The following is a 19,772-nucleotide window of genomic DNA, read 5'->3' on the forward strand; positions in this document are numbered from 1 at the left end:
GTCCAGATATCTGCCAACACTTAACACAACATAGGAGCATCGAAGGGCTTCACCAGCCATTCAGTTACTCTGAGTTGCGGTTCACGGAATTAGTTCAGAATTTTTTAAAATGCCTTTGGAATAACCCGAGGCATTTTCCGAACTAATAGCCCTTCGCCAGATTCTGCCGCGGTACCAGGCCGCAGCAGAAGCGCCCCTTTTCAGGCGGCTCAGTGAGCCTCATCCCAGTTATTGCCTACGCCAACCTCTACCAGAAGCGGTACGTCCAGCTTCACGGCGTTGCTCATGTGGGCGCGAATCTCTTCGCGCACCTGATCAACCAGGTCCTCACGCACTTCAAGCACCAATTCATCGTGTACCTGCAGGATCACTTTGGCGTCCAGGCCTGACGACGTCAGCCAGTTATCCACTGCCACCATGGCTTTCTTGATGATGTCTGCTGCGGTGCCTTGCATCGGGGCGTTGATCGCCGTGCGCTCGGCGCCTTTGCGCAGGGCCGGGTTTTTCGCGTTGATATCCGGCAGGTACAGGCGACGGCCGAAAATGGTTTCGACGAAACCCTGCTCGGCAGCCTGGGTGCGGGTGCGTTCCATGTACTCGAGAACGCCAGGATAGCGGGCGAAATAGCGATCGATGTACGCCTGGGACTGTTTGCGATCAACACCAATCTGTTTGGCCAGGCCAAACGCGCTCATGCCGTAGATCAGACCGAAGTTGATCGCCTTGGCGCTGCGCCGCTGATCGGTGGTGACGGCCGTCAGTTCGACCCCGAAGACTTCGGCGGCGGTGGCTTTGTGCACGTCCAGGTCGTTGCGGAAGGCGTGCAGCAAGCCTTCGTCCTTGGCCAGGTGAGCCATGATCCGCAGTTCGATCTGCGAGTAGTCCGCAGCCAGCAGTTTGTAGCCTTTTGGCGCGACGAACGCCTGACGAATCCGCCGACCTTCGGCAGTGCGGATCGGGATGTTCTGCAGGTTTGGATCACTGGACGACAAGCGCCCGGTCGCGGCGACGGCTTGATGATAAGACGTATGAATCCGCCCGGTGCGTGGGTTGATCTGCTCCGGCAAGCGGTCGGTGTAGGTGCTTTTCAGCTTGCTCATGGAGCGGTACTGCATCAGCACCTTGGGCAGTTGGAAATCCTGATCGGCCAGCTCCGCCAATACGGCTTCGGCGGTGGACGCCTGGCCTTTTGCGGTTTTGCTGAGGATCGGCAGGCCGAGTTTTTCGTACAGGATGGCGCCCAATTGCTTCGGCGAACCCAGGTTGAATTCTTCGCCGGCGAGGACAAACGCCTCACGCTCCAGCTCGACCATTTTCTTGCCCAGCTCAACGCTCTGAATACCCAGCAGTTCGGCATCGACCAGCGCGCCCTGACGCTCAATCCGCGCCAGTACCGGTACCAGTGGCATTTCGATTTCGCTCAAGACCTTGCTCAGGCTTGGGATCGCATTGAGCTTTGCCTGCAAGGTTTGATGCAGGCGCAGCGTCACGTCGGCATCTTCGGCGGCGTAAGGCCCGGCCAGTTCCAGAGCGATCTGGTCAAACGTCAGTTGCTTGGCACCTTTGCCGGCAATGTCGGTAAAACCGGTGGTGGTGTGATTCAGGTACTTGAGCGCCAGGCTGTCCATGTCGTGGCGGGTCGCGGTGGAGTCCAGCACGTAGGACTCGAGCATGGTGTCGAAGGCAATGCCTTGCACGGTGATGCCGCAGCTCTGATCACCACCGATGGCGCAGTTGGCCAGGATGTTCATGTCGAACTTGGCGTGCTGGCCGACCTTGAGCTTGCTCGGGTCTTCGAGGATCGGTTTCAGTGCCCGCAGTACGGTGTCGCGATCCAGTTGCTCCGGCACGCCCATGTAGGAATGGGTCAACGGGATGTAGGCTGCTTCGTTGGCTTGTACTGCAAACGACAGGCCCACCAGTTGCGCCTGCTGTGCATCGACACCCGTGGTTTCGGTGTCGAAGGCCATCAATTTGGCGTCGTTCAACTTCTTCAGCCAGAGGTCGAAATCTGCCTGCGTGAGGATCGTCGTGTAGTTGAGTTCGGCTTCGACGACGGCTTCTTCAGCCACTGGCGCGACAACTGCCTGGCCGGAACGCTTGGCGTCGCGCTGGTTATCGTCGAACCAGCTCCTGAACTCGAGCAGGGTGTAGAGCTCGGCGAGTTTGTCGTGATCGGGCTGGCCCATTTGCAGATCGTCGAGGCCGATGTCCAGTGGCACGTCGATCTTGATGGTCGCCAGCTTATAGGAGAGGAATGCCATCTCCTTGTGCTCTTCAAGCTTGGCCGGCAGGGTCTTGGCGCCGCGAATCGGCAGGGTCGGGACAATGTCGAGCTGCGCGTAGAGCTCGGTCAGGCCACCATTTACACCCACCAGCAGGCCGGAGGCAGTCTTCGGGCCAATGCCCGGAACGCCCGGAATGTTGTCGGACGAATCGCCCATCAACGCCAGATAATCGATGATCTGCTCGGGAGCGACGCCGAATTTCTCCTTCACGCCCTCCACGTCCATGCTGCTACCGGTCATGGTATTGACCAAGGTAATGTGCCCGTCGACCAGTTGCGCCATGTCTTTGTCGCCGGTGGAGATCACCACCGGGCGGTCGGCGGCCGCGCTGCTGCGGGCCAGGGTGCCGATCACGTCATCGGCCTCGACGCCTTCGACACACAGCAACGGGAAGCCCAGGGCGATCACGCTTTGGTGCAGCGGCTCGATCTGGACGCGCATGTCGTCGGGCATGCTTGGGCGATTTGCCTTGTATTCGGCGTACATGTCATCGCGAAACGTCCCACCCTTGGCGTCGAACACCACGGCGAACGGGCTGTCCGGGTACTGCTTGCGCAGGCTCTTGAGCATGTTCAACACACCCTTGACCGCGCCGGTAGGCAGGCCTTTGGAAGTGGTCAGCGGTGGCAAGGCGTGAAACGCGCGATACAGGTAAGAAGAACCGTCCACCAGGACGAGGGGGGCTTGGCTCATGAGCAGGATCAACCTTTTCGGCGGGTCCGGCGCTAGAATAGCGGGACCGTTGACGACAAAGGGACAAGGTTATCATGCGCACACTAAATCGCCTGTTGCTGGCTGGGTTGTTTGCAACCGTTCCGTTAGCCGTCATGGCGGCGGACGATGTGTCAAAGGCTGAGCCGGAAGTCACGATCCACACGGAAGGGGACAAGGTCATTCAGGAATACCGCCAAAACGGCTTCTTGTATGCGATTAAGGTCACGCCGAAGGGTGCACCGCCATATTTTCTGGTGCGCGCAGACGGGACCGATGCAAACTTCATCCGCTCGGACCAGCCGGATATGTTGATTCCGTCGTGGAAAATCTTTGAGTGGAAGTAGTTTCTTAACTTTAATCGGCGCCGCTCGATCGCGGCGCCCGAACTGAGCAGTTTTTAACCATGTCTGTGTTCACCCCCCTGGCTCGGCCCGAGCTGGAAACCTTTCTCGCCCCATACGGGCTCGGCCGCCTGCTCGATTTCCAGGGGATTGCCGCCGGTAGCGAAAACACCAATTTCTTCATCAGCCTGGAGAAGGGCGAGTTTGTCCTGACCCTGGTCGAGCGCGGCCCGGTTCAGGAAATGCCGTTCTTCATCGAACTGCTTGATGTGTTGCACGACGCTGACTTGCCGGTGCCTTACGCGCTTCGCACTACCGACGGCGTGGCCTTGCGCGAATTGGCGGGCAAGCCGGCGCTGTTGCAGCCGCGTCTGGCCGGCAAGCACATCAAGGACGCCAATGCCCAGCATTGTTCACAGGTGGGCGAGTTGCTCGGCCATCTGCACCTGGCGACCCAGGCCAACATGATCAAGCGCAAGACGGATCGTGGTCTGGACTGGATGCTGGAGGAGGGCACGCAGTTGCTCTCGCACCTGAACGCCGAGCAAAGCGATCTGTTGCAACGGGCGCTGGACGAAATCACTCAGCGGAAAGAGAAAATTCTGGCGCTGCCACGGGCGAATATCCACGCCGACCTGTTCCGCGACAACGCGATGTTCGAAGGCACGCACCTGACCGGGTTGATCGACTTCTACAACGCCTGTTCCGGGCCGATGTTGTACGACGTGGCGATTGCCTTGAATGACTGGTGTTCGGACGAACAAGGCTTGATCGACGGGCCGCGAGCCCGGGCCTTGTTGGGCGCCTATGCGGCGCTGCGCCCGTTTACTGCGGCCGAGGCCGAGTTGTGGCCGACCATGCTGCGAGTGGCGTGCGTGCGGTTCTGGCTGTCGCGGTTGATTGCCGCCGAGTCTTTCGCCGGGCAGGACGTGTTGATTCACGATCCGATGGAGTTTCAGCTGCGCTTGGCACAGCGGCAGAAGGTCAATACGCAGTTGCCGTTCGCCCTTTAAATTGTGGCGAGGGGGCTTGCCCCCGTTGGAGTGCGAAGCGCTCCCATGCGATTTATCGACCGGCAATTTGGGGGGCTGCTTCGCAGCCCAACGGGGGCAAGCCCCCTCGCCACAGGTTCTGTGTCGGTTACAACGACTCCAGGCACCCTGCCAAATCATTCCCCAACTTCTCCAGTACCTGCTCATACCCCTGAGCAGTCGCTGGGGTGTAGCCGCCCAGCGCATCCAGCTCCGCCAGTTTTACCGGCAGGCCAGCCACCAGGGTTTCCGCCAGGCGTGGCCGCAGCGGCGGTTCGCTGAACACGCAAGTCTTGCCGACTTCCTGCAATCGGGTGCGCATCGCTGCGACATGCTGGGCGCCAGGCTGGACTTCAGCTGCGACGCTGAACACGCCGGTGTGCTTGAGGCCGTAAGCGTCTTCGAAGTAGTCGAACGCTTCGTGGAACACGAAGTAAGGCTTACCGGCGATGCCTGCCAGGCGAGCCTTCAGGCGCAGGTCCAAAGCATCCAGACGCTCATCGAACGCCTTGAGGTTGCTCTGATAGCGCGGCGCGTTGTCGGGATCGGCGGCACTCAGGTCGGCGGCCATTTTCGTGGCGATCACCCGAGCATTCACCGGCGACAACCACAAATGCGCGTCCAGAGTCCCCGGACGATGATCGTGGTCATGTTCGTCGGCATCTTCGGCGTGAGATTGGCTATCTTCGGCGAAGTGTCGCAGTTTCAGGTCAGGCAAATCCTGCACGGCGACAGTGGGCAGTGTGCGACCTTTCAGCACGCGCGGCAGGAAACCTTCCATGTCCGGACCGATCCAGTACACCAGATCCACCGACTGCACTTTCCGTACGTCGGAGGGGCGCAAGGCGTAGTTATGCGGCGAAGCTCCCGGCGGCAGCAGCACCTCCGGAATCGCCACCCCGTCCTGCACCGCCGCCGCAATCAACTGCAGTGGCTTGATGCTGGTGAGCACTGTGACTTGCGCTTGAGCCGAGCCAATCAGCAGGAAACTTGCGATAAATGCGACAGGGATAGAAAAAAGTCGGGACACGATGACCACTCGAAGAGGCGAGAACGGGTAACATAATAACGTCTCTCACAAAACTCGTCGCCGCTCATGCCTAAAACACCGATTGCCAGCCGTCCCCACGACCACTCTCATTGCGTTCATAGCGCATTGTCTGAGGCCGATGCCTTGTGCGCACGTCAGGGTTTGCGCCTGACCGCCCTGCGCCGGCGGGTGCTGGAACTGGTCTGGCAAAGCCACAAGCCGCTGGGCGCCTACGACATCCTGGCGGTACTCAGCGAGCAGGATGGTCGACGCGCAGCACCACCGACCGTGTACCGGGCGCTGGATTTCCTGCTGGATAACGGCCTCGTGCACCGCATCTCGTCGTTGAACGCCTTCGTTGGCTGCAATCACCCGGAACACGCCCACCAGGGTCAGTTCCTGATCTGCCGCGAATGCCACGCCGCGATTGAACTTGAACAAAAATCCATCAGCGACGCGATTGTCTTCAGCGCCAAGGATGTCGGATTTGTTGTGGAGGCCCAGACCGTTGAAGTGGTCGGGCTCTGCTCGGGTTGCCAGGGGGCTTGATGAGCAACGCGCTGATCCGTCTCGAACAGGTTGCCGTCACGTTTGCCGGGCAAAACGTGCTGGAAAACATCGATCTGAGTGTCGAGCCAGGGCAGATCGTGACCCTGATCGGCCCCAACGGCGCTGGCAAAACCACTCTGGTGCGCGCCGTACTCGGCCTGTTGAAACCGGACAGCGGTAGCGTCTGGCGCAAGCCGAAACTGCGCGTTGGCTACATGCCGCAAAAACTTCACGTCGATCCAACCCTGCCGCTGTCGGTGCTGCGCTTCTTGCGCTTGGTGCCGGGAGTGGACCGTGCTCGTGCGTTGTCGGCACTCAAGGAAGTCGGCGCCGAGCATGTCATCGACAGCCCGGTACAAACGGTGTCTGGTGGCGAAATGCAGCGTGTGCTGCTGGCCCGGGCGCTGTTGCGTGAACCGGAACTGCTCGTGCTCGACGAACCGGTGCAAGGCGTCGATGTGGCCGGTCAGGCCGAGTTGTACAGCCTGATCACGCGTTTGCGTGACCGTCACGGCTGCGGCGTGCTGATGGTTTCCCACGATTTGCACCTGGTGATGAGCACCACTGATCAGGTGGTTTGCCTGAATCGCCACGTCTGTTGCTCCGGGCACCCGGAACACGTCAGCGGCGATCCAGCCTTCGTCGAGCTGTTCGGCAAGAACGCACAAAGCCTGGCGATTTATCACCACCATCACGACCATGCTCATGACCTGCATGGCTCGGTGGTCAGCGCGACCGCGTCGGCCCAACCCCACGTCCATGGAGATAGCTGCAAGCATGGCTGATTTTCTGCTCTACGCCCTGCTTGCAGGTCTGGCCCTGGCCGTGGTCGCGGGCCCGCTGGGTTCGTTCGTGGTCTGGCGCCGGATGGCCTACTTCGGCGATACCTTGTCCCACGCCGCGCTGCTGGGTGTAGCCCTGGGCTTTCTGTTGGACGTGAGCCCGACCGTGGCGGTGACCGTCGGTTGCCTGCTGCTGGCGGTGTTGCTGGTGACTTTGCAGCAGCGTCAGCCGCTGGCGTCTGACACGCTTTTGGGAATTCTCGCACCGAGCACGCTCTCGCTGGGCCTGGTGGTACTAAGCTTCATGCATGAAGTGCGAATCGACCTGATGGCCTATCTCTTCGGCGACCTGCTGGCGATCAGCCCGACCGATCTGGCCTGGATCCTCGGCGGCAGTGCGGCGGTGCTGGCGTTGCTGGTGACGTTGTGGCGGCCATTGCTGGCGATCACCGTGCACGAAGAGTTGGCCACGGTGGAAGGTTTGCCGGTGGTAGCGTTGCGCCTGACGCTGATGTTGCTGATTGCCATAGTGATTGCCGTGGCGATGAAAATCGTCGGTGTGTTGCTGATTACCTCGTTGTTGATCATCCCGGCAGCTGCGGCACAACGTCACGCCCGCTCGCCGGAGCAGATGGCATTGGGCGCGAGCCTGCTGGGCATGCTCGCGGTGTGTGGCGGGTTGGCGTTGTCGTGGTTCAAGGACACCCCGGCGGGCCCATCGATTGTTGTGACGGCCGCCGCACTGTTTCTGCTGAGTTTTGTCCTGCCCCGTCGAGGGGTGTAGACTTGCTCGTTTTTTGCGCAAATAGAGAGTCGCAGGAATGAAGTCGTTCGCCTCCCGTTATCTGCTCCTTGTCGCATTTTCTCTGCTGCTGGGCGCTTGCCAAAGCACGCCACCGGCGGCCACTGAGGCCCCCGATGCACGGGCTGCGGCCATCGCACAGCTGGAACAAAACCTGGCCAGCAGCGAGCTGGCCACCGCCGAAGATCAACTGGCTGCCTTGCAGGCCCAGTCGCCCGACGACCCAAGCCTTGTGCAGTACCAACGGCAACTGGCCGAAGCCTATCTGCAACGCAGCCAGATTGTGTTGCAAAAAGGCGATGTAAACGCTGCCGCGACCGCCCTGAGCCGTGCCCGGGCATTGATGCCCAAGGCCCCGGCGCTGACCGGCGGGGTTAACAACGCCATCGTCAATGCGCGCAAGGCTGAGCTGGACAAGGCTGAGGCAGCGCTCATGGCTGCTGAAGCCAAGCCGAAAGCCAAAGTTATCGACCCGACGGCGCAAAGCACCACGGTGGCGTTGAACCTCACCGATATGAGCAAACTGCGTCGTCAACTGGATGCTATCGCCGCCGATGTGGTGAATTATGAATGCGATGTGAGCATTCAGGCGCCGCGTACTCAGGATTACCCTTGGTTGGCGACGTTGCTGACCAACCGGGTGAAGAAGCTTGATTCGGATTTCGATTTGAAGATCGAGAAGCAGATCCTGCGCAATGTGCCGGCGCAGATGGTGTTGAGTCCGCGTAAGCCTTAAAAGCTTCGCGGGCAAGCCTCGCTCCTACAGGGGCACGTCGTTCACACTATTGGCGAACGACATAAAACCTGTAGGAGCGAGGCTTGCCCGCGAAGGCGCCCTCCCTAACGAAACACCTCTCTAGGCCGGAATCGCCTTGGCCTTAGGCTCCCTGTCCCAAACCCGATGCTGCCCAATCGCGGCAAAAAACGCCTTGAACAGCTTGGCATCCGCGCCAACGATCAACCCCGCATCCGCCTCCAGTTTCAACACATCCAGCAATTGCCTGGCCTCGCCATGCAACGCAATCGCCTTCAGGTGCTTGTAGGCCTCCAGCAAGTAATGCAACGCCACGCCATCACCGCTCAACGCCTTGATCGACGCGGCGCCACCCGGCACGAACACCGCATCGAACGCCACCGACGGCAGACCTTCCATCGACGCATCCACCGGCAGTGACTTGCCATTGGCAGTTGTCACCGGCGCCGAAGTCGGCCCAAGCAATTTGGCGTGAGCACCCTCGGCGGTCAGCGCTTTCTTTATCGCCTCAATCGCTGCACCATCGACGCCGTTGGCCGCAAGAATCGCCACTTTCCGGGTTTTGATGTTTTCTGGCAGTAAATTGGCCTGACTCAGCGCTGGGGAGTGATCCAGCGACGTTTTGCGCACATCCACAGTCCCGGCTTTCGGCGCCGGCAGACCCAGGTTCTGCGCCACACGCTTGGCCAGTTCCAGGTCGATATTGGCGAGGATCTCGTTAACTTGCCGCTCACGAATCCACAACCGTTCAACCTTGCCCAACTCGAAGCTGTAAGCCGAGATGATGTGTTCCTGCTCGTGCTTGCTCATGCTCTTGAAGAACAGCCGCGCCTGGGAAAAGTGATCGCTGAACGACTCGCTGCGCTGACGAATCTTGTTGGCGTCGATACGTTCCGGATATGTCTCGAAGCCACCGTCCTTCGCCGCCGCGGGGGTTTCTTTCGGCCAACCGCCATCAATCGAGTTGGGCTCGTAGGACGCGCGACCCTTGTCGATGGTGGTTCGGTGCAAGGCATCGCGCTGGCCGTTGTGGAAGGGAGCGACCGGGCGGTTGATCGGGATTTCGTGAAAGTTTGGGCCGCCGAGTCGGCTGATTTGCGTGTCGGTGTAGGAAAACAACCGACCTTGCAGCAGTGGATCGTTGGAGAAGTCGATGCCTGGGACGATGTGCCCAGGGCAAAACGCAACCTGCTCGGTTTCGGCGAAGAAATTGTCCGGGTTGCGGTTCAACACCATTTTGCCCAGTGGTGTGATCGGGACGATTTCTTCCGGGATCAGTTTGGTCGGGTCGAGGATGTCGAAGTCGAAGCTGTGCTCGTTCTCTTCTTCGATAATTTGTACGCCAAGTTCCCATTCCGGGTAGTCCCCGGTCTCGATGGCCTCCCAGAGATCGCGACGGTGGAAGTCAGTGTCTTTACCGGCGAGTTTCTGCGCCTCATCCCACACCAGCGAGCAAGTGCCGGCGGTAGGGCGCCAGTGGAATTTGACGAAGCGCGATTTGCCTTCGGCATTGATCAGCCGAAAGGTGTGGATGCCGAAGCCCTGCATGCTGCGCAGGCTTTTCGGGATCGCCCGGTCGGACATCGTCCAGATGACCATGTGTGCCGACTCGGGTTGCAGGGACACGAAGTCCCAGAACGTGTCATGGGCCGAGCCGCCAGTCGGCATCTCGTTGTGGGGCTCGGGTTTTACCGCGTGGACGAAGTCGGGAAACTTGATCGCGTCCTGAATGAAGAACACCGGCATGTTGTTGCCCACCAGGTCGAAGTTGCCTTCGTCGGTGAAGAACTTCACAGCGAAACCTCGTACGTCCCGCACAGTATCGCCTGACCCGCGCGGGCCTTGAACGGTAGAGAAACGGGTGAATACCGGGGTTTTCTTGCCCGGCTCCTGTAGGAAACCAGCCTTGGTCAGAGCGGAGTGGTTTTCGTAGGTCTGGAAGTAGCCATGGGCGCCGGTGCCTCGGGCATGAACGATGCGCTCCGGAATGCGTTCATGGTCAAAATGCGTGATCTTTTCACGCATGATGAAGTCTTCCAGCAGCGACGGCCCGCGGGCTCCGACCTTCAAGCTGTTCTGGTTGTCCGAAACCTTCACGCCTTGGTTGGTGCGCAATGCCTGTTCAGTGGCATCGGAGCGAAATTGTTCCAGGCTATCGAGCTTGGCGTTGGTGTTGCCGCGGTCCAGGGTGTCGGTCCCGGCCAATGCGCTTTTGGGAGCGCCAGGCTTCTTGGTACTCATCAGTCGTAAACTCCTCGTTGCGATTCCTGCCGTAGCCAGGATTCTTGTGCAATTCCCCAGGCACGGCACCGGGGGCGTTTTCGAGTTGCCTAATTAGTGACTGATGAGGTTTTTAGCCGTTCCTTTTTTATGACCTTTGATCGCGTTATTTCCAAATGAAAGGATGAATGCGGAATAAATGCTAATAACCTCTATACGGACAGGCTAAAATGCGCGCCCGGCTAACCGCTGATCCTTTTCCAACGCGCCCCACAAGGTTCGCTACGTGATCGAGTTTCAAAACGTCCATAAGACTTACCGCGTCGCCGGTAAGGATATTCCCGCCCTGCATCCGACCAGTCTGACGATTGAGAACGGTCAGGTCTTCGGCCTGATCGGTCATTCCGGTGCGGGAAAAAGTACCCTGCTGCGTCTGATCAATCGCCTGGAAGAGTCCAGTGGCGGCAAGATCTTCGTCGATGGCGAGGAAGTCACGGCGCTGGATGCCAATAGCCTGCGACGTTTCCGTCAGCAAGTCGGGATGATTTTCCAGCACTTCAACCTGCTGGCGTCCAAGACTGTGGCCGACAACGTCGCGCTGCCGCTGACCCTGGCCGGTGAGTTGTCCCGCGGCGAGATCGACCAGCGTGTGGCTGAACTGTTGGCCCGGGTAGGTTTGTCCGACCACGCCAGGAAGTACCCGGCGCAGTTGTCCGGTGGCCAGAAGCAGCGCGTCGGCATTGCCCGCGCCCTGGCGACCAAGCCGAAAATCCTGCTGTGCGACGAAGCCACCAGCGCCCTGGACCCACAGACCACCGCGTCGGTTCTGCAATTGCTGGCCGAGATCAATCGCGAGCTGAAGCTGACCATCGTGCTGATCACCCACGAGATGGACGTGATCCGCCGGGTCTGCGACCAAGTGGCGGTGATGGACGCTGGCGTGATCGTCGAGCAAGGCTCGGTGGCTGAGGTGTTCCTGCATCCCAAGCACCCGACCACCAAGCGTTTCGTGCAAGAAAGCGAGCAGATCGACGAAAGCGAACAGCGCGACGACTTCGCTCACGTGCCGGGCCGTATCGTGCGTCTGACCTTCCAGGGCGAAGCGACCTACGCGCCATTGCTCGGTACCGTCGCTCGGGAAACCGGCGTCGACTACAGCATCCTGGCCGGTCGTATCGACCGCATCAAAGACGTCCCTTACGGGCAACTGACCCTGGCTGTCACCGGCGGCGACATGGAAGCGGCGTTCGGCCTCTTCACCGCGGCTGACGTCCACATGGAGGTGCTGCGCTAATGGAAGCCCTGATGAGTTTCTTCGCCAATATCGACTGGCTCGAGATCTGGCTGGCCACCGGCGACACCCTGCTGATGCTCGGCGGTTCGCTGTTGTTCACGGTTTTGCTCGGCTTGCCGCTGGGCGTGTTGTTGTTCCTGTGCAGCCCGCGTCAGTTGCTGGAATCCAAAGGCATCTACGCTGTGTTGTCGCTGGCGGTGAACATCCTGCGTTCGCTGCCGTTCATCATTTTGCTGATTGTGATGATCCCGTTCACGGTGTTGATCACCGGTACTTCGCTCGGTGTTGCTGGCGCGATTCCGCCGTTGGTGGTGGGCGCCACGCCGTTCTTCGCGCGACTGGTGGAAACCGCCCTGCGTGAAGTCGATCGCGGCATCATCGAAGCGACCCAGGCCATGGGCGCGACTACCAAGCAGATCATCATCAACGCCCTGCTGCCAGAAGCCCGTCCGGGCATTTACGCGGCGATTACGGTGACGGCAATTACACTGGTGTCCTACACGGCAATGGCTGGTGTGGTCGGCGCCGGTGGCTTGGGCGACCTGGCCATCCGTTTCGGCTACCAGCGTTTCCAGACCGATGTAATGATCGTCACCGTGGTCCTGTTGCTGGTGCTGGTGCAGGTGCTGCAAATGGTTGGCGACAGGTTGGTCGTACACTTTTCCAGAAAATAAATGGTTCACATAACCAAGACATGAGCCGGCCATTCGCTGGCAGGCGCCACACGGGCGCCTCACAAGGAGTTAGCTGAATGAAAAAACTACTCGTCGCGTTCGCAGCCGTTGCCGCGTTCTCTGCCCAGGCTGCTGAAACCCTGACCGTCGCCGCGACGCCGGTTCCGCATGCGGAGATTCTGGAGTTCGTGAAACCGGCCCTGGCCAAAGAAGGCGTGGACCTGAAAGTCAAAGTCTTCACCGACTACATCCAGCCGAACGTGCAGGTCGCCGAGAAGCGTCTGGATGCCAACTTCTTCCAGCACCAGCCGTACCTGGATGAGTTCAACAAGGCCAAGGGTACCAACCTGATTGCTGTTGCCGGCGTACACCTGGAACCACTGGGCGCTTACTCCAGCAAGTACAAAACCCTGGCTGAACTGCCTGGCGGCGCCAATGTGGTGATCCCGAACGACGCCACCAACGGCGGCCGCGCGCTGTTGCTGCTGCAGAAGGCTGGCCTGATCAAGTTGAAGGATGCGAACAACATCCTGTCGACCGTCAAGGACATCACCGAGAACTCCAAGGACCTGAAATTCCGCGAACTGGAAGCCGCGACCATCCCGCGCGTACTGACCCAGGTCGACCTGGCGCTGATCAACACCAACTACGCGCTGGAAGCCAAGCTTGATCCGTCCAAGGACGCACTGGTCATCGAAGGCAATGACTCGCCTTACGTGAACATCCTGGTGGCCCGTCCAGACGACAAGGACAGCGACGCGATGAAGAAACTGGTTGCTGCCCTGCACAGCCCGGAAGTGAAAGCGTTCATTCTCGAGAAGTACAAAGGCGCGGTATTGCCGGCGTTCTGATCTGCGGATGCAACGAAAAAAGGGCGCATTCAATGCGCCCCTTTTTTTGTGCCTGAAACACCGACCCTGTGGGAGCGGGCTTGCTCGCGAAAGCGGTGGGTCAGCCGACATATATGCTGAATGACACACCGTATTCGCGAGCAAGCCCGCTCCCACATTGGTGCTGTGTTAGCCCTAATCATTGACGTTTAAGCATCACCGGCAACTGCGCCACCAACTTCACGTTGTTCAGCGGTGCGCGAATGAACCCGCGCTGCGTCCCGTCCGGCCCGATCACCGCGAGGTTGCCGCTGTGGTCGACCGTGTAGTTAGGCTTGCTGGTGTCCGCCGGAATAAACGGAATGCTCACCGCGTTGGCGAGTTTCTGGATGTCTTCCACCGACGAGGCGGTCAGTCCCTGGAACTGCGGGTCGAAGTAACCCAAATACTGTTTGAGCTGCTTGGGCGTGTCGCGGTTCGGGTCGACGCTGACCAGGATGATCTGCAACTTGGCCGCCGCTTCTGGCGGCAGTTCGCTCTTGATCTGACGCAACTGGGCGAGGGTGGTCGGGCAGATGTCCGGGCAGAAGGTGTAGCCAAAGAACAGCAGACTCCACTTGTCTTTCAGCTCGTTGACCGCCACCGGTTTGCCGTCCTGGTCGGTCATCGTCACGCTCGGCAGGTTACGGCTTTGCGGCAGCAAGATGATCCCGGCGTCGATCAGTGCCGTCGGGTCACCCTGGCCCTTGCCGGACAGCACTTTGTTGACGGTCAGGCCCAGCACAAGCGCGATCAGGGCAACGAGGATGAAGACGGTTTTCTGAGTTCGAGTCATAGGTTCAACAGTAAGTAGTGGTCTACGAGCAGGGCGATAAACAGCAGGAACAAGTACCAAATAGAGTACTTGAACGTGTTGATCGCCGCGTGCGGCCGAGTGCCACGGTACAGCACCACGGCCCATTGCAGAAACCTCGCGCCCAGTCCCAAGGCACAAACGAGGTAGAGCACACCGCTCATGTGGATCACATAAGGCATCAGGCTGACTGCCAGCAGCGCGAAGGTGTAAAGCAGGATGTGGACTTTGGTGTAGTGCTCGCCGTGGGTCACCGGCAGCATCGGAATGTCGGCCTTGGCATATTCCTCTTTGCGGTGAATGGCCAGGGCCCAGAAGTGTGGCGGGGTCCAGGCGAAGATGATCAGCACCAGCAGCAATGGCTCGGCACCGATATGCCCGGTCGCGGCGGTCCAGCCGAGCAGCGGCGGGGCAGCGCCGGCGAGGCCGCCGATGACGATGTTCTGCGGCGTCGCGCGTTTCAGGAAACCGGTGTAGACCACTGCATAGCCGAGCAGGGAGGCAAGGGTCAGCCAAGCAGTCAGCGGATTGGTGAACGCCAGCAACAATGCCTGACCGAGCAGCGCCAGCACCAAGGCAAAGGTCAACGCCGCTGCGGGTGACACCCGGCCTTCAGCCAGCGGTCGCTTGTGAGTCCGCGCCATCACCGCATCGATCCGCCGGTCCACCACATGATTGACCGCCGCCGCGCCACCAGCACACAGGGCGATCCCCAGATTGCCGAACACCAGCACCGTCCACGGCACTCCGGCGCGGGTCGCGAGGAACATGCCCACCAAGGATGTGATGAGCATCAGCACCACCACTTTCGGCTTGGTCAGTTCCAGATAATCCCGCCAGATTGCCTGACTGTGACGTTCGCCGATCAGAGTCGCCATGGCATCTCTCCTTTTATTGTTATGGGCCCGGCGGAGTGTTTACGCAGGCTGAAACGCCAGCGCGCAGGGGATTGCTGCTTGACCCGAACCAGACTGGTTCGCGCGTGATAATTGACCAGCACCATCGTCAGCAACAACGTCGCACCGCCCGCGTTGTGGGCGACGGCAATCGGCAGCGGCAGGTGAAACAGCACGTTGCTGATGCCCAAGGTGATTTGTGCGCCGAGGGCGATTAGCACCAACCCGGCCAGGCGAGTCATGCCGACCACTTTTAGCTGCCAGGCCAGGCCCAGCAGCACCAGCGTCACCAGTAGGGCGCCGATCCGGTGGGTCAGGTGAATCGCGGTGCGGGCATCGCTGTCCAGTTGCCCGCCGAGGTAATTGGGCCCGATGTGTTGGGTCAGGTGAAAACCGTTGGCGAAATCAGCTGGTGGCAGCCATTGGCCGTGGCAGGTCGGGAAGTCGATGCACGCCACTGCCGCGTAGTTGGAACTGACCCAGCCGCCGAGGGCGATTTGCAGGATCACCAGCAGCAAGCCGGCGGTCGCCCAGTACTGCAAGCGTTTTGGCACCGTTAGGGCCGGCAATACGCCGGACAGCCGTAGGGTCAGCAGAAACAACAAACTCAGGGTCGCGAACCCGCCAAGCAAATGCCCGGTGACCACTTGCGGCCAGAGCTTGAGCGTCACCGTCCACATGCCGAACGCCGCTTGGGCGAACACCACCGCCAACAGAAACAACGGCAATTTCACCGGTTGCCCCGGGTGACGACGATGAACCCAGGCACGACCGGCCAGCACCGAGATCAACAGCCCCAGCGTGCCGGCGAAGTAGCGGTGGATCATCTCGTTCCAGCCTTTGTGGGCAACGACCGGCGTATCGGGGAAATGCAGTTCGGCATGGGCTAACTGGGCTTCGCTTTTTGGCACGCTGATAAAGCCGTAGCAACCCGGCCAGTCCGGGCAGCCGAGGCCGGCGTGGGTCAGGCGAGTGTAGGCGCCGAGCAACACCACAATCAGTGCCAGCAAGGTGGCAAACAGCGCGAGGCGAAATCCAGGTTTGGCCATGACGATGCCCTTATCCGATGTTCGACAGTTTCAGCAGTTGACGCAGATCGTTCAGCAGGTCCTTGCCCTTGACCGTCGGGTCGTAGCGCAGCACCAGATTGCCGTGGGGGTCGATGATCCACAGCTGCGGCGCGGTCTTGTCCCCTGTTGTTTTACTGAACGTGGTCAAGTCCATGGGATAGCGCTGCAGTTGTGGATATTCGCGAGTCAGCTTGGCTTCATAGTCGGCGGTCAGCGGTTGCGCCGCTGCCAATGCATGACTGGCACGGGACGCATCGCGACCGAGGCCGATCTGGATTTGCCGCGCCAGGTACACCAGTTGCTGGCAGTCCACCAAGCAGTCCTTGGGCGCGGTCACCAGCATTTGCCAGCGATCCTCTTCGGCCTGCACGCCGAGGTCGGCGCGGGTCTGGCCGTTGCCGATCAGTTCGCCGTGATAACTGCGGCCGTCCGGCACCCAGAAATTCAGTTTGTACATGCCGGTGGCGAGGATCATCGGACCGATCACCCCGAGCAGGATCAGCAGCAGTTGCAAACGCCCCTTGCGCCGACTCGCCGGCGTTTTCGCCTCAGACATGCTGGGTGGATTCATGGCCGCTCCCATGGTGTTTCTCCTTTGCGTTGTGCCAGCCGAGGTAGATAAAAAGGCCAAACAGGGCGATCGCCATGGCGAACCACTGCACGGCATAAGCGATGTGTTTTTCCGGTCCCATGGCCACCACCGGCCAATCGGCCTGGTAGGACGCGGGGCCGGTTTCTTCACGTAATTCGTAGGCGAAACCTTCGCGATTGAGCGAAGCCCAGAGCTTGGCCGGTTCGACGGCGGTGATCAGCTTCGGCCAGGTCGATGTCGTTGGATCGGCGTGTAATTGGAACGTCGCGCCGGGGGAGACGTAGACCCACGCGTCAATGCTCTGCGCTTCGGTGGGTGTCTTGAATTGCGGCGGGGTGCGGCGCTCCGGCCACGGTAACCAACCGCGATTGACCAGCAACCAAAGCCCGGTCGCTTGATCATGAAACGGTTGCAGCAACTCGACACCGACCTTGCCGTTGCGCTGGCGGTTATCCAGCAACAAGCTGTGCTCGGCATCGAACTGGCCGTACAGGTGCACCCGGCGAAAGGCCGGGTCCTGGGTGTGTTGCAGCTCGGTGCTGGCCATCGGTTCGGCCGCCCTGCGCTCGGCATAGTTTTGCAGCAGCGCGCTTTTCTCTGCGCCTCGGCTCAGTTGCCAGAAGCCGAGCGACACCAGCAGCGGCAACAACAGCGCCACTACAATCGTCGGCACGATGCCCGGCCGAAAGCGCTTCATGGCATCGCCAGAAAGTCGGTCATCGCGATAGCTATACTCAAATGCATCGCCTGTCCCCCGGAGTCTTACCATGCTCAAAGCAGCCATCGTCCTGATGCTGATTGCCACGGTTGTCAGCCTGTTCAGCGGCCTGTTTTTTCTGGTCAAGGACGACAGCAGCTCGAATCGCCTGGTGATCGCCTTGAGTGTTCGGGTTGCCTTGGCCGCCACCACCGTCGGCTTGATCGCCTGGGGTTTCTACAGCGGCCAGTTAGTGTCTACTGCGCCTTGGTAATGCCTCAAAGCACGTAGACGAAAACGAACAGCCCGATCCACACCACGTCGACGAAGTGCCAGTACCAACTCGCCGCTTCGAAGCCGAACTGGTGCTCGTTATCGAAGTGTCCGCGCATGATCCGCATCAGCATCACGAACAGGATGATGGTGCCGATGGTCACGTGGGCGCCGTGGAACCCGGTGAGCATGAAGAACGTTGCGCCGTAGACGCCCGAACCGAGGGTCAGCCCCAGTTCGTGGTAGGCGTGTGTGTATTCTTCGGCTTGCAGCGCGAGGAATCCGCAGCCCAGCAGCACGGTGATCGCCAGCCAGATTTTAAGCGCGCCGCGATGGCCTTTTTTCAAGGCGTGATGGGCGATGGTCACGGTGACGCTGGAGCTGACCAGCAAAATAGTGTTGATCAGCGGCAGGCCCCAGGGGCTGATGACTTCTTTAGGCGGCGGGAACAGTTTCGGGTCCGGGGTGTGCAGCAGCGGCCAGGCGAATTGAAAGTTCGGCCAGAGCATGTGGGCGATGCCCTTTGGGCCTTCGCCTCCCAGCGCCGGGCCAGAGATGTGCCGCACGTAAAACAGCGCACCGAAGAAGGCGATGAAGAACATCACCTCGGAGAAGATGAACCAACTCATGCCCCAGCGGAACGAGCGATCAAGCTGCGGGCTGTACAACCCCGCGCGGCTCTCCTTGATCACCGTGCCGAACCAGCCGAACAGCATGTAGGCCAGCAGCAGGCCGCCGACGAAAAAGATCAGCGGGCCGTGGGATTCCGGCCGTGCCGCTTTCAGGTCGTTGAACCAGGTGGCCAGGCCGTACACCGTGACCAGCATGCCGGCGGTGGCGATGATCGGCCATTTGCTCTGGGCGGGTACGTAATAGTGCTCATGAGTTGCCATTTATTGTTCTCCTTATCGGGCACGCTTCAACGCCTAGCCACCGGTGCTTGCAGCAGCCACGGGCGGATGACGTGCGGTGATATCGAACAGCGTGTAAGACAGCGTCAGGTGCTTCACATCCTTGGGCATGTCACGGTCAACGATGAAACGTACCGGCATCTCGATCCGTTGACCGGGCTGCAGCACTTGCTGGGTAAAGCAGAAACATTCGGTCTTGTGGAAGTACGCCGCCGCCTCGCTGGGCGCGATGCTCGGCACTGCCTGGGCGCTCATCGGGTGGTCGGTGGGGTTGTAGGCGACAAACAGCATTTCGCTCACCGCCCCGGGATAGGTGGTCAGTTCATTGCCCTTGGGGTAGAACTCCCACGGCATGTCGGCGTTGTTCATCGACAGAAACTGCACGCGCACTTGCCGCGAGGTGTCGACCGTCTGTTCGCCTTCGTACTGCCCGGCGGTTTTGCCGTTGATGCCGAAGGCCTTGCACATCACGTCGTAGATCGGCACAAGGGCAAACCCGAATACAAACATCGCTACCACCACCATCAGCAGGCGCGTGACCAGTTTTTTCATCGAGACCGAGTCAGCCATGGCTTCCACCCCCTATCGGTGATGCCTTTGTGGCGAGGGGATTTATCCCCGTTGGGCTGCGCAGCAGCCCTGAATCCAGCGCACACGGTCTGCCTGATAAATCTCGATCGCAGATTTTGGGGCCGCTGCGCAGCCCAACGGGGATAAATCCCCTCGCCACAGGGGCTTTGTGTGCATCCAAAGAATATCTGTGAGCATTCACAGGGGTTTTGTGTGCATCCCCAAAATATCTGTGAGCATTCACAGGGGTTTTGTATGCATCCCCAAAATATCTGTGAGCATTCACAGGGGTTTTGTGTGCATCCCCAAAATACCTGTGAACATCCACAGGGGGTTTGTGTGCTTCCAAAAGATATCTGTGAGCATCCACAGGGGTTTTGTGTGCATCCAAAAGATATCTGTCAGCATCCACAGGGGTTTTGTGTACTTCCAAAAAATATCTGTCAGCCTCCACAGGGGTTTTGTGTGCTTCCAAAAGATATCTGTGAGCCTCCACAGGGGTTTTGTGTGCATCCAGAAAATATCTGTGAGCATCCACAGGGGATCTTTGGGGATCCCAAGGAGGTCTGTGTGCCTGTACACATCTCACCAACGGCCGGGT

At 59.8% G+C, this 19,772-nt stretch carries 20 protein-coding genes; 10 read left to right on the top strand and 10 right to left on the bottom strand.

The annotated features are described in order from the left end of the window. Positions 1-209 precede the first annotated feature (209 nt). Entirely contained in the window at positions 210-2,981 is a 2,772-nt protein-coding gene (gene polA / locus JFT87_RS04960) for a DNA polymerase I (protein WP_201199340.1), read from the bottom strand. A 74-nt stretch (positions 2,982-3,055) separates the two neighbouring features. Between polA and JFT87_RS04965 the strand changes: the two genes are divergently transcribed. Continuing rightward, positions 3,056-3,346 carry a DUF2782 domain-containing protein gene (locus tag JFT87_RS04965; RefSeq protein WP_201199341.1) on the top strand — a complete coding sequence of 97 codons (291 nt, stop codon included), beginning with the start codon at positions 3,056-3,058 and terminating at the stop codon, positions 3,344-3,346. Between the two features lie 59 nt (positions 3,347-3,405). After that, positions 3,406-4,356: a homoserine kinase gene (locus JFT87_RS04970; RefSeq protein WP_201199342.1), complete on the top strand. Its 951-nt coding sequence runs from the start codon at positions 3,406-3,408 to the stop codon at positions 4,354-4,356. A 127-nt stretch (positions 4,357-4,483) separates the two neighbouring features. Here the strand turns inward: JFT87_RS04970 and JFT87_RS04975 are convergent, their stop codons facing one another. After that, on the bottom strand, positions 4,484-5,404 hold the full coding sequence (locus JFT87_RS04975; RefSeq protein ID WP_201199347.1) for a zinc ABC transporter substrate-binding protein: 921 nt from the start codon (positions 5,402-5,404) through the stop codon (positions 4,484-4,486). A 66-nt stretch (positions 5,405-5,470) separates the two neighbouring features. On the opposite strand from JFT87_RS04975, the gene zur reads away from it, so the two are divergent. The 4 genes from zur to JFT87_RS04995 are packed head-to-tail and all read left to right on the top strand — an operon-like array spanning position 5,471 to position 8,273. After that, positions 5,471-5,953, top strand: coding sequence for a zinc uptake transcriptional repressor Zur (zur, locus tag JFT87_RS04980; protein WP_201195974.1), 483 nt, complete (start codon positions 5,471-5,473; stop codon positions 5,951-5,953). Next, positions 5,953-6,738: a zinc ABC transporter ATP-binding protein ZnuC gene (gene znuC / locus JFT87_RS04985; protein ID WP_201199349.1), complete on the top strand. Its 786-nt coding sequence runs from the start codon at positions 5,953-5,955 to the stop codon at positions 6,736-6,738. Before zur ends, znuC begins: the two co-directional genes overlap by 1 nt. Beyond that, a complete protein-coding gene (gene znuB, locus JFT87_RS04990) occupies positions 6,731-7,519 on the top strand; it encodes a zinc ABC transporter permease subunit ZnuB (RefSeq protein ID WP_201199350.1) in 789 nt (262 codons plus the stop codon). The genes znuC and znuB overlap by 8 nt, the downstream gene beginning before the upstream one ends. 37 nt (positions 7,520-7,556) lie before the next feature. Then, on the top strand, positions 7,557-8,273 hold the full coding sequence (locus JFT87_RS04995) for a PA5502 family lipoprotein (protein WP_201199353.1): 717 nt from the start codon (positions 7,557-7,559) through the stop codon (positions 8,271-8,273). A 120-nt stretch (positions 8,274-8,393) separates the two neighbouring features. On the opposite strand, the gene katE is transcribed toward JFT87_RS04995, so the two are convergent. Beyond that, positions 8,394-10,532, bottom strand: coding sequence for a catalase HPII (gene katE / locus JFT87_RS05000; protein ID WP_201199355.1), 2,139 nt, complete (start codon positions 10,530-10,532; stop codon positions 8,394-8,396). A 265-nt stretch (positions 10,533-10,797) separates the two neighbouring features. Here katE and JFT87_RS05005 point away from each other — a divergent pair, with 265 nt between their 5' ends. The 3 genes from JFT87_RS05005 to JFT87_RS05015 all read left to right on the top strand — a co-directional run bounded on the left by JFT87_RS05005 (position 10,798) and on the right by JFT87_RS05015 (position 13,330). Beyond that, the gene (locus JFT87_RS05005; protein ID WP_201199357.1) at positions 10,798-11,805 is read left to right on the top strand and encodes a methionine ABC transporter ATP-binding protein; all 1,008 of its coding nucleotides are present in this window, start codon (positions 10,798-10,800) and stop codon (positions 11,803-11,805) included. Next, positions 11,805-12,479, top strand: coding sequence for a methionine ABC transporter permease (locus JFT87_RS05010; protein WP_201199364.1), 675 nt, complete (start codon positions 11,805-11,807; stop codon positions 12,477-12,479). Before JFT87_RS05005 ends, JFT87_RS05010 begins: the two co-directional genes overlap by 1 nt. Before the next feature lie 77 nt (positions 12,480-12,556). Beyond that, positions 12,557-13,330, top strand: a complete 774-nt coding sequence (locus JFT87_RS05015) for a MetQ/NlpA family ABC transporter substrate-binding protein (RefSeq protein WP_201199365.1) — start codon at positions 12,557-12,559, stop codon at positions 13,328-13,330. 178 nt (positions 13,331-13,508) lie between these two features. On the opposite strand, the gene JFT87_RS05020 is transcribed toward JFT87_RS05015, so the two are convergent. Genes JFT87_RS05020 through JFT87_RS05040 form a run of 5 tightly spaced genes read right to left on the bottom strand, consistent with a single transcriptional unit; the run spans position 13,509 to position 17,417 of the window. Then, positions 13,509-14,144 carry an SCO family protein gene (locus JFT87_RS05020; protein WP_201199367.1) on the bottom strand — a complete coding sequence of 212 codons (636 nt, stop codon included), beginning with the start codon at positions 14,142-14,144 and terminating at the stop codon, positions 13,509-13,511. Then, positions 14,141-15,040: a heme o synthase gene (gene cyoE / locus JFT87_RS05025; protein ID WP_201199369.1), complete on the bottom strand. Its 900-nt coding sequence runs from the start codon at positions 15,038-15,040 to the stop codon at positions 14,141-14,143. Before cyoE ends, JFT87_RS05020 begins: the two co-directional genes overlap by 4 nt. Continuing rightward, complete coding sequence (locus tag JFT87_RS05030) at positions 15,028-16,107, bottom strand: COX15/CtaA family protein (RefSeq protein WP_201199370.1); 1,080 nt, start codon at positions 16,105-16,107, stop codon at positions 15,028-15,030. Before JFT87_RS05030 ends, cyoE begins: the two co-directional genes overlap by 13 nt. Before the next feature lie 10 nt (positions 16,108-16,117). Next, positions 16,118-16,711 (bottom strand): hypothetical protein, encoded by a 594-nt coding sequence (locus tag JFT87_RS05035; RefSeq protein ID WP_201199371.1) that lies wholly within the window; start codon positions 16,709-16,711, stop codon positions 16,118-16,120. Then, entirely contained in the window at positions 16,677-17,417 is a 741-nt protein-coding gene (locus JFT87_RS05040) for an SURF1 family protein (protein ID WP_201199372.1), read from the bottom strand. The genes JFT87_RS05035 and JFT87_RS05040 overlap by 35 nt, the downstream gene beginning before the upstream one ends. Positions 17,418-17,487: 70 nt before the next feature. On the opposite strand from JFT87_RS05040, the gene JFT87_RS05045 reads away from it, so the two are divergent. Then, complete coding sequence (locus tag JFT87_RS05045) at positions 17,488-17,691, top strand: twin transmembrane helix small protein (protein WP_027926133.1); 204 nt, start codon at positions 17,488-17,490, stop codon at positions 17,689-17,691. Positions 17,692-17,695: 4 nt separating this feature from the next. Here the strand turns inward: JFT87_RS05045 and JFT87_RS05050 are convergent, their stop codons facing one another. Continuing rightward, on the bottom strand, positions 17,696-18,583 hold the full coding sequence (locus tag JFT87_RS05050; RefSeq protein WP_201195959.1) for a cytochrome c oxidase subunit 3: 888 nt from the start codon (positions 18,581-18,583) through the stop codon (positions 17,696-17,698). A gap of 33 nt (positions 18,584-18,616) precedes the next feature. Then, the gene (locus JFT87_RS05055) at positions 18,617-19,171 is read right to left on the bottom strand and encodes a cytochrome c oxidase assembly protein (RefSeq protein ID WP_201199373.1); all 555 of its coding nucleotides are present in this window, start codon (positions 19,169-19,171) and stop codon (positions 18,617-18,619) included. Positions 19,172-19,772 lie beyond the last annotated feature (601 nt).

This window comes from Pseudomonas sp. TH15, assembly GCF_016651105.1.
In the GTDB taxonomy this organism is placed as follows: domain Bacteria; phylum Pseudomonadota; class Gammaproteobacteria; order Pseudomonadales; family Pseudomonadaceae; genus Aquipseudomonas.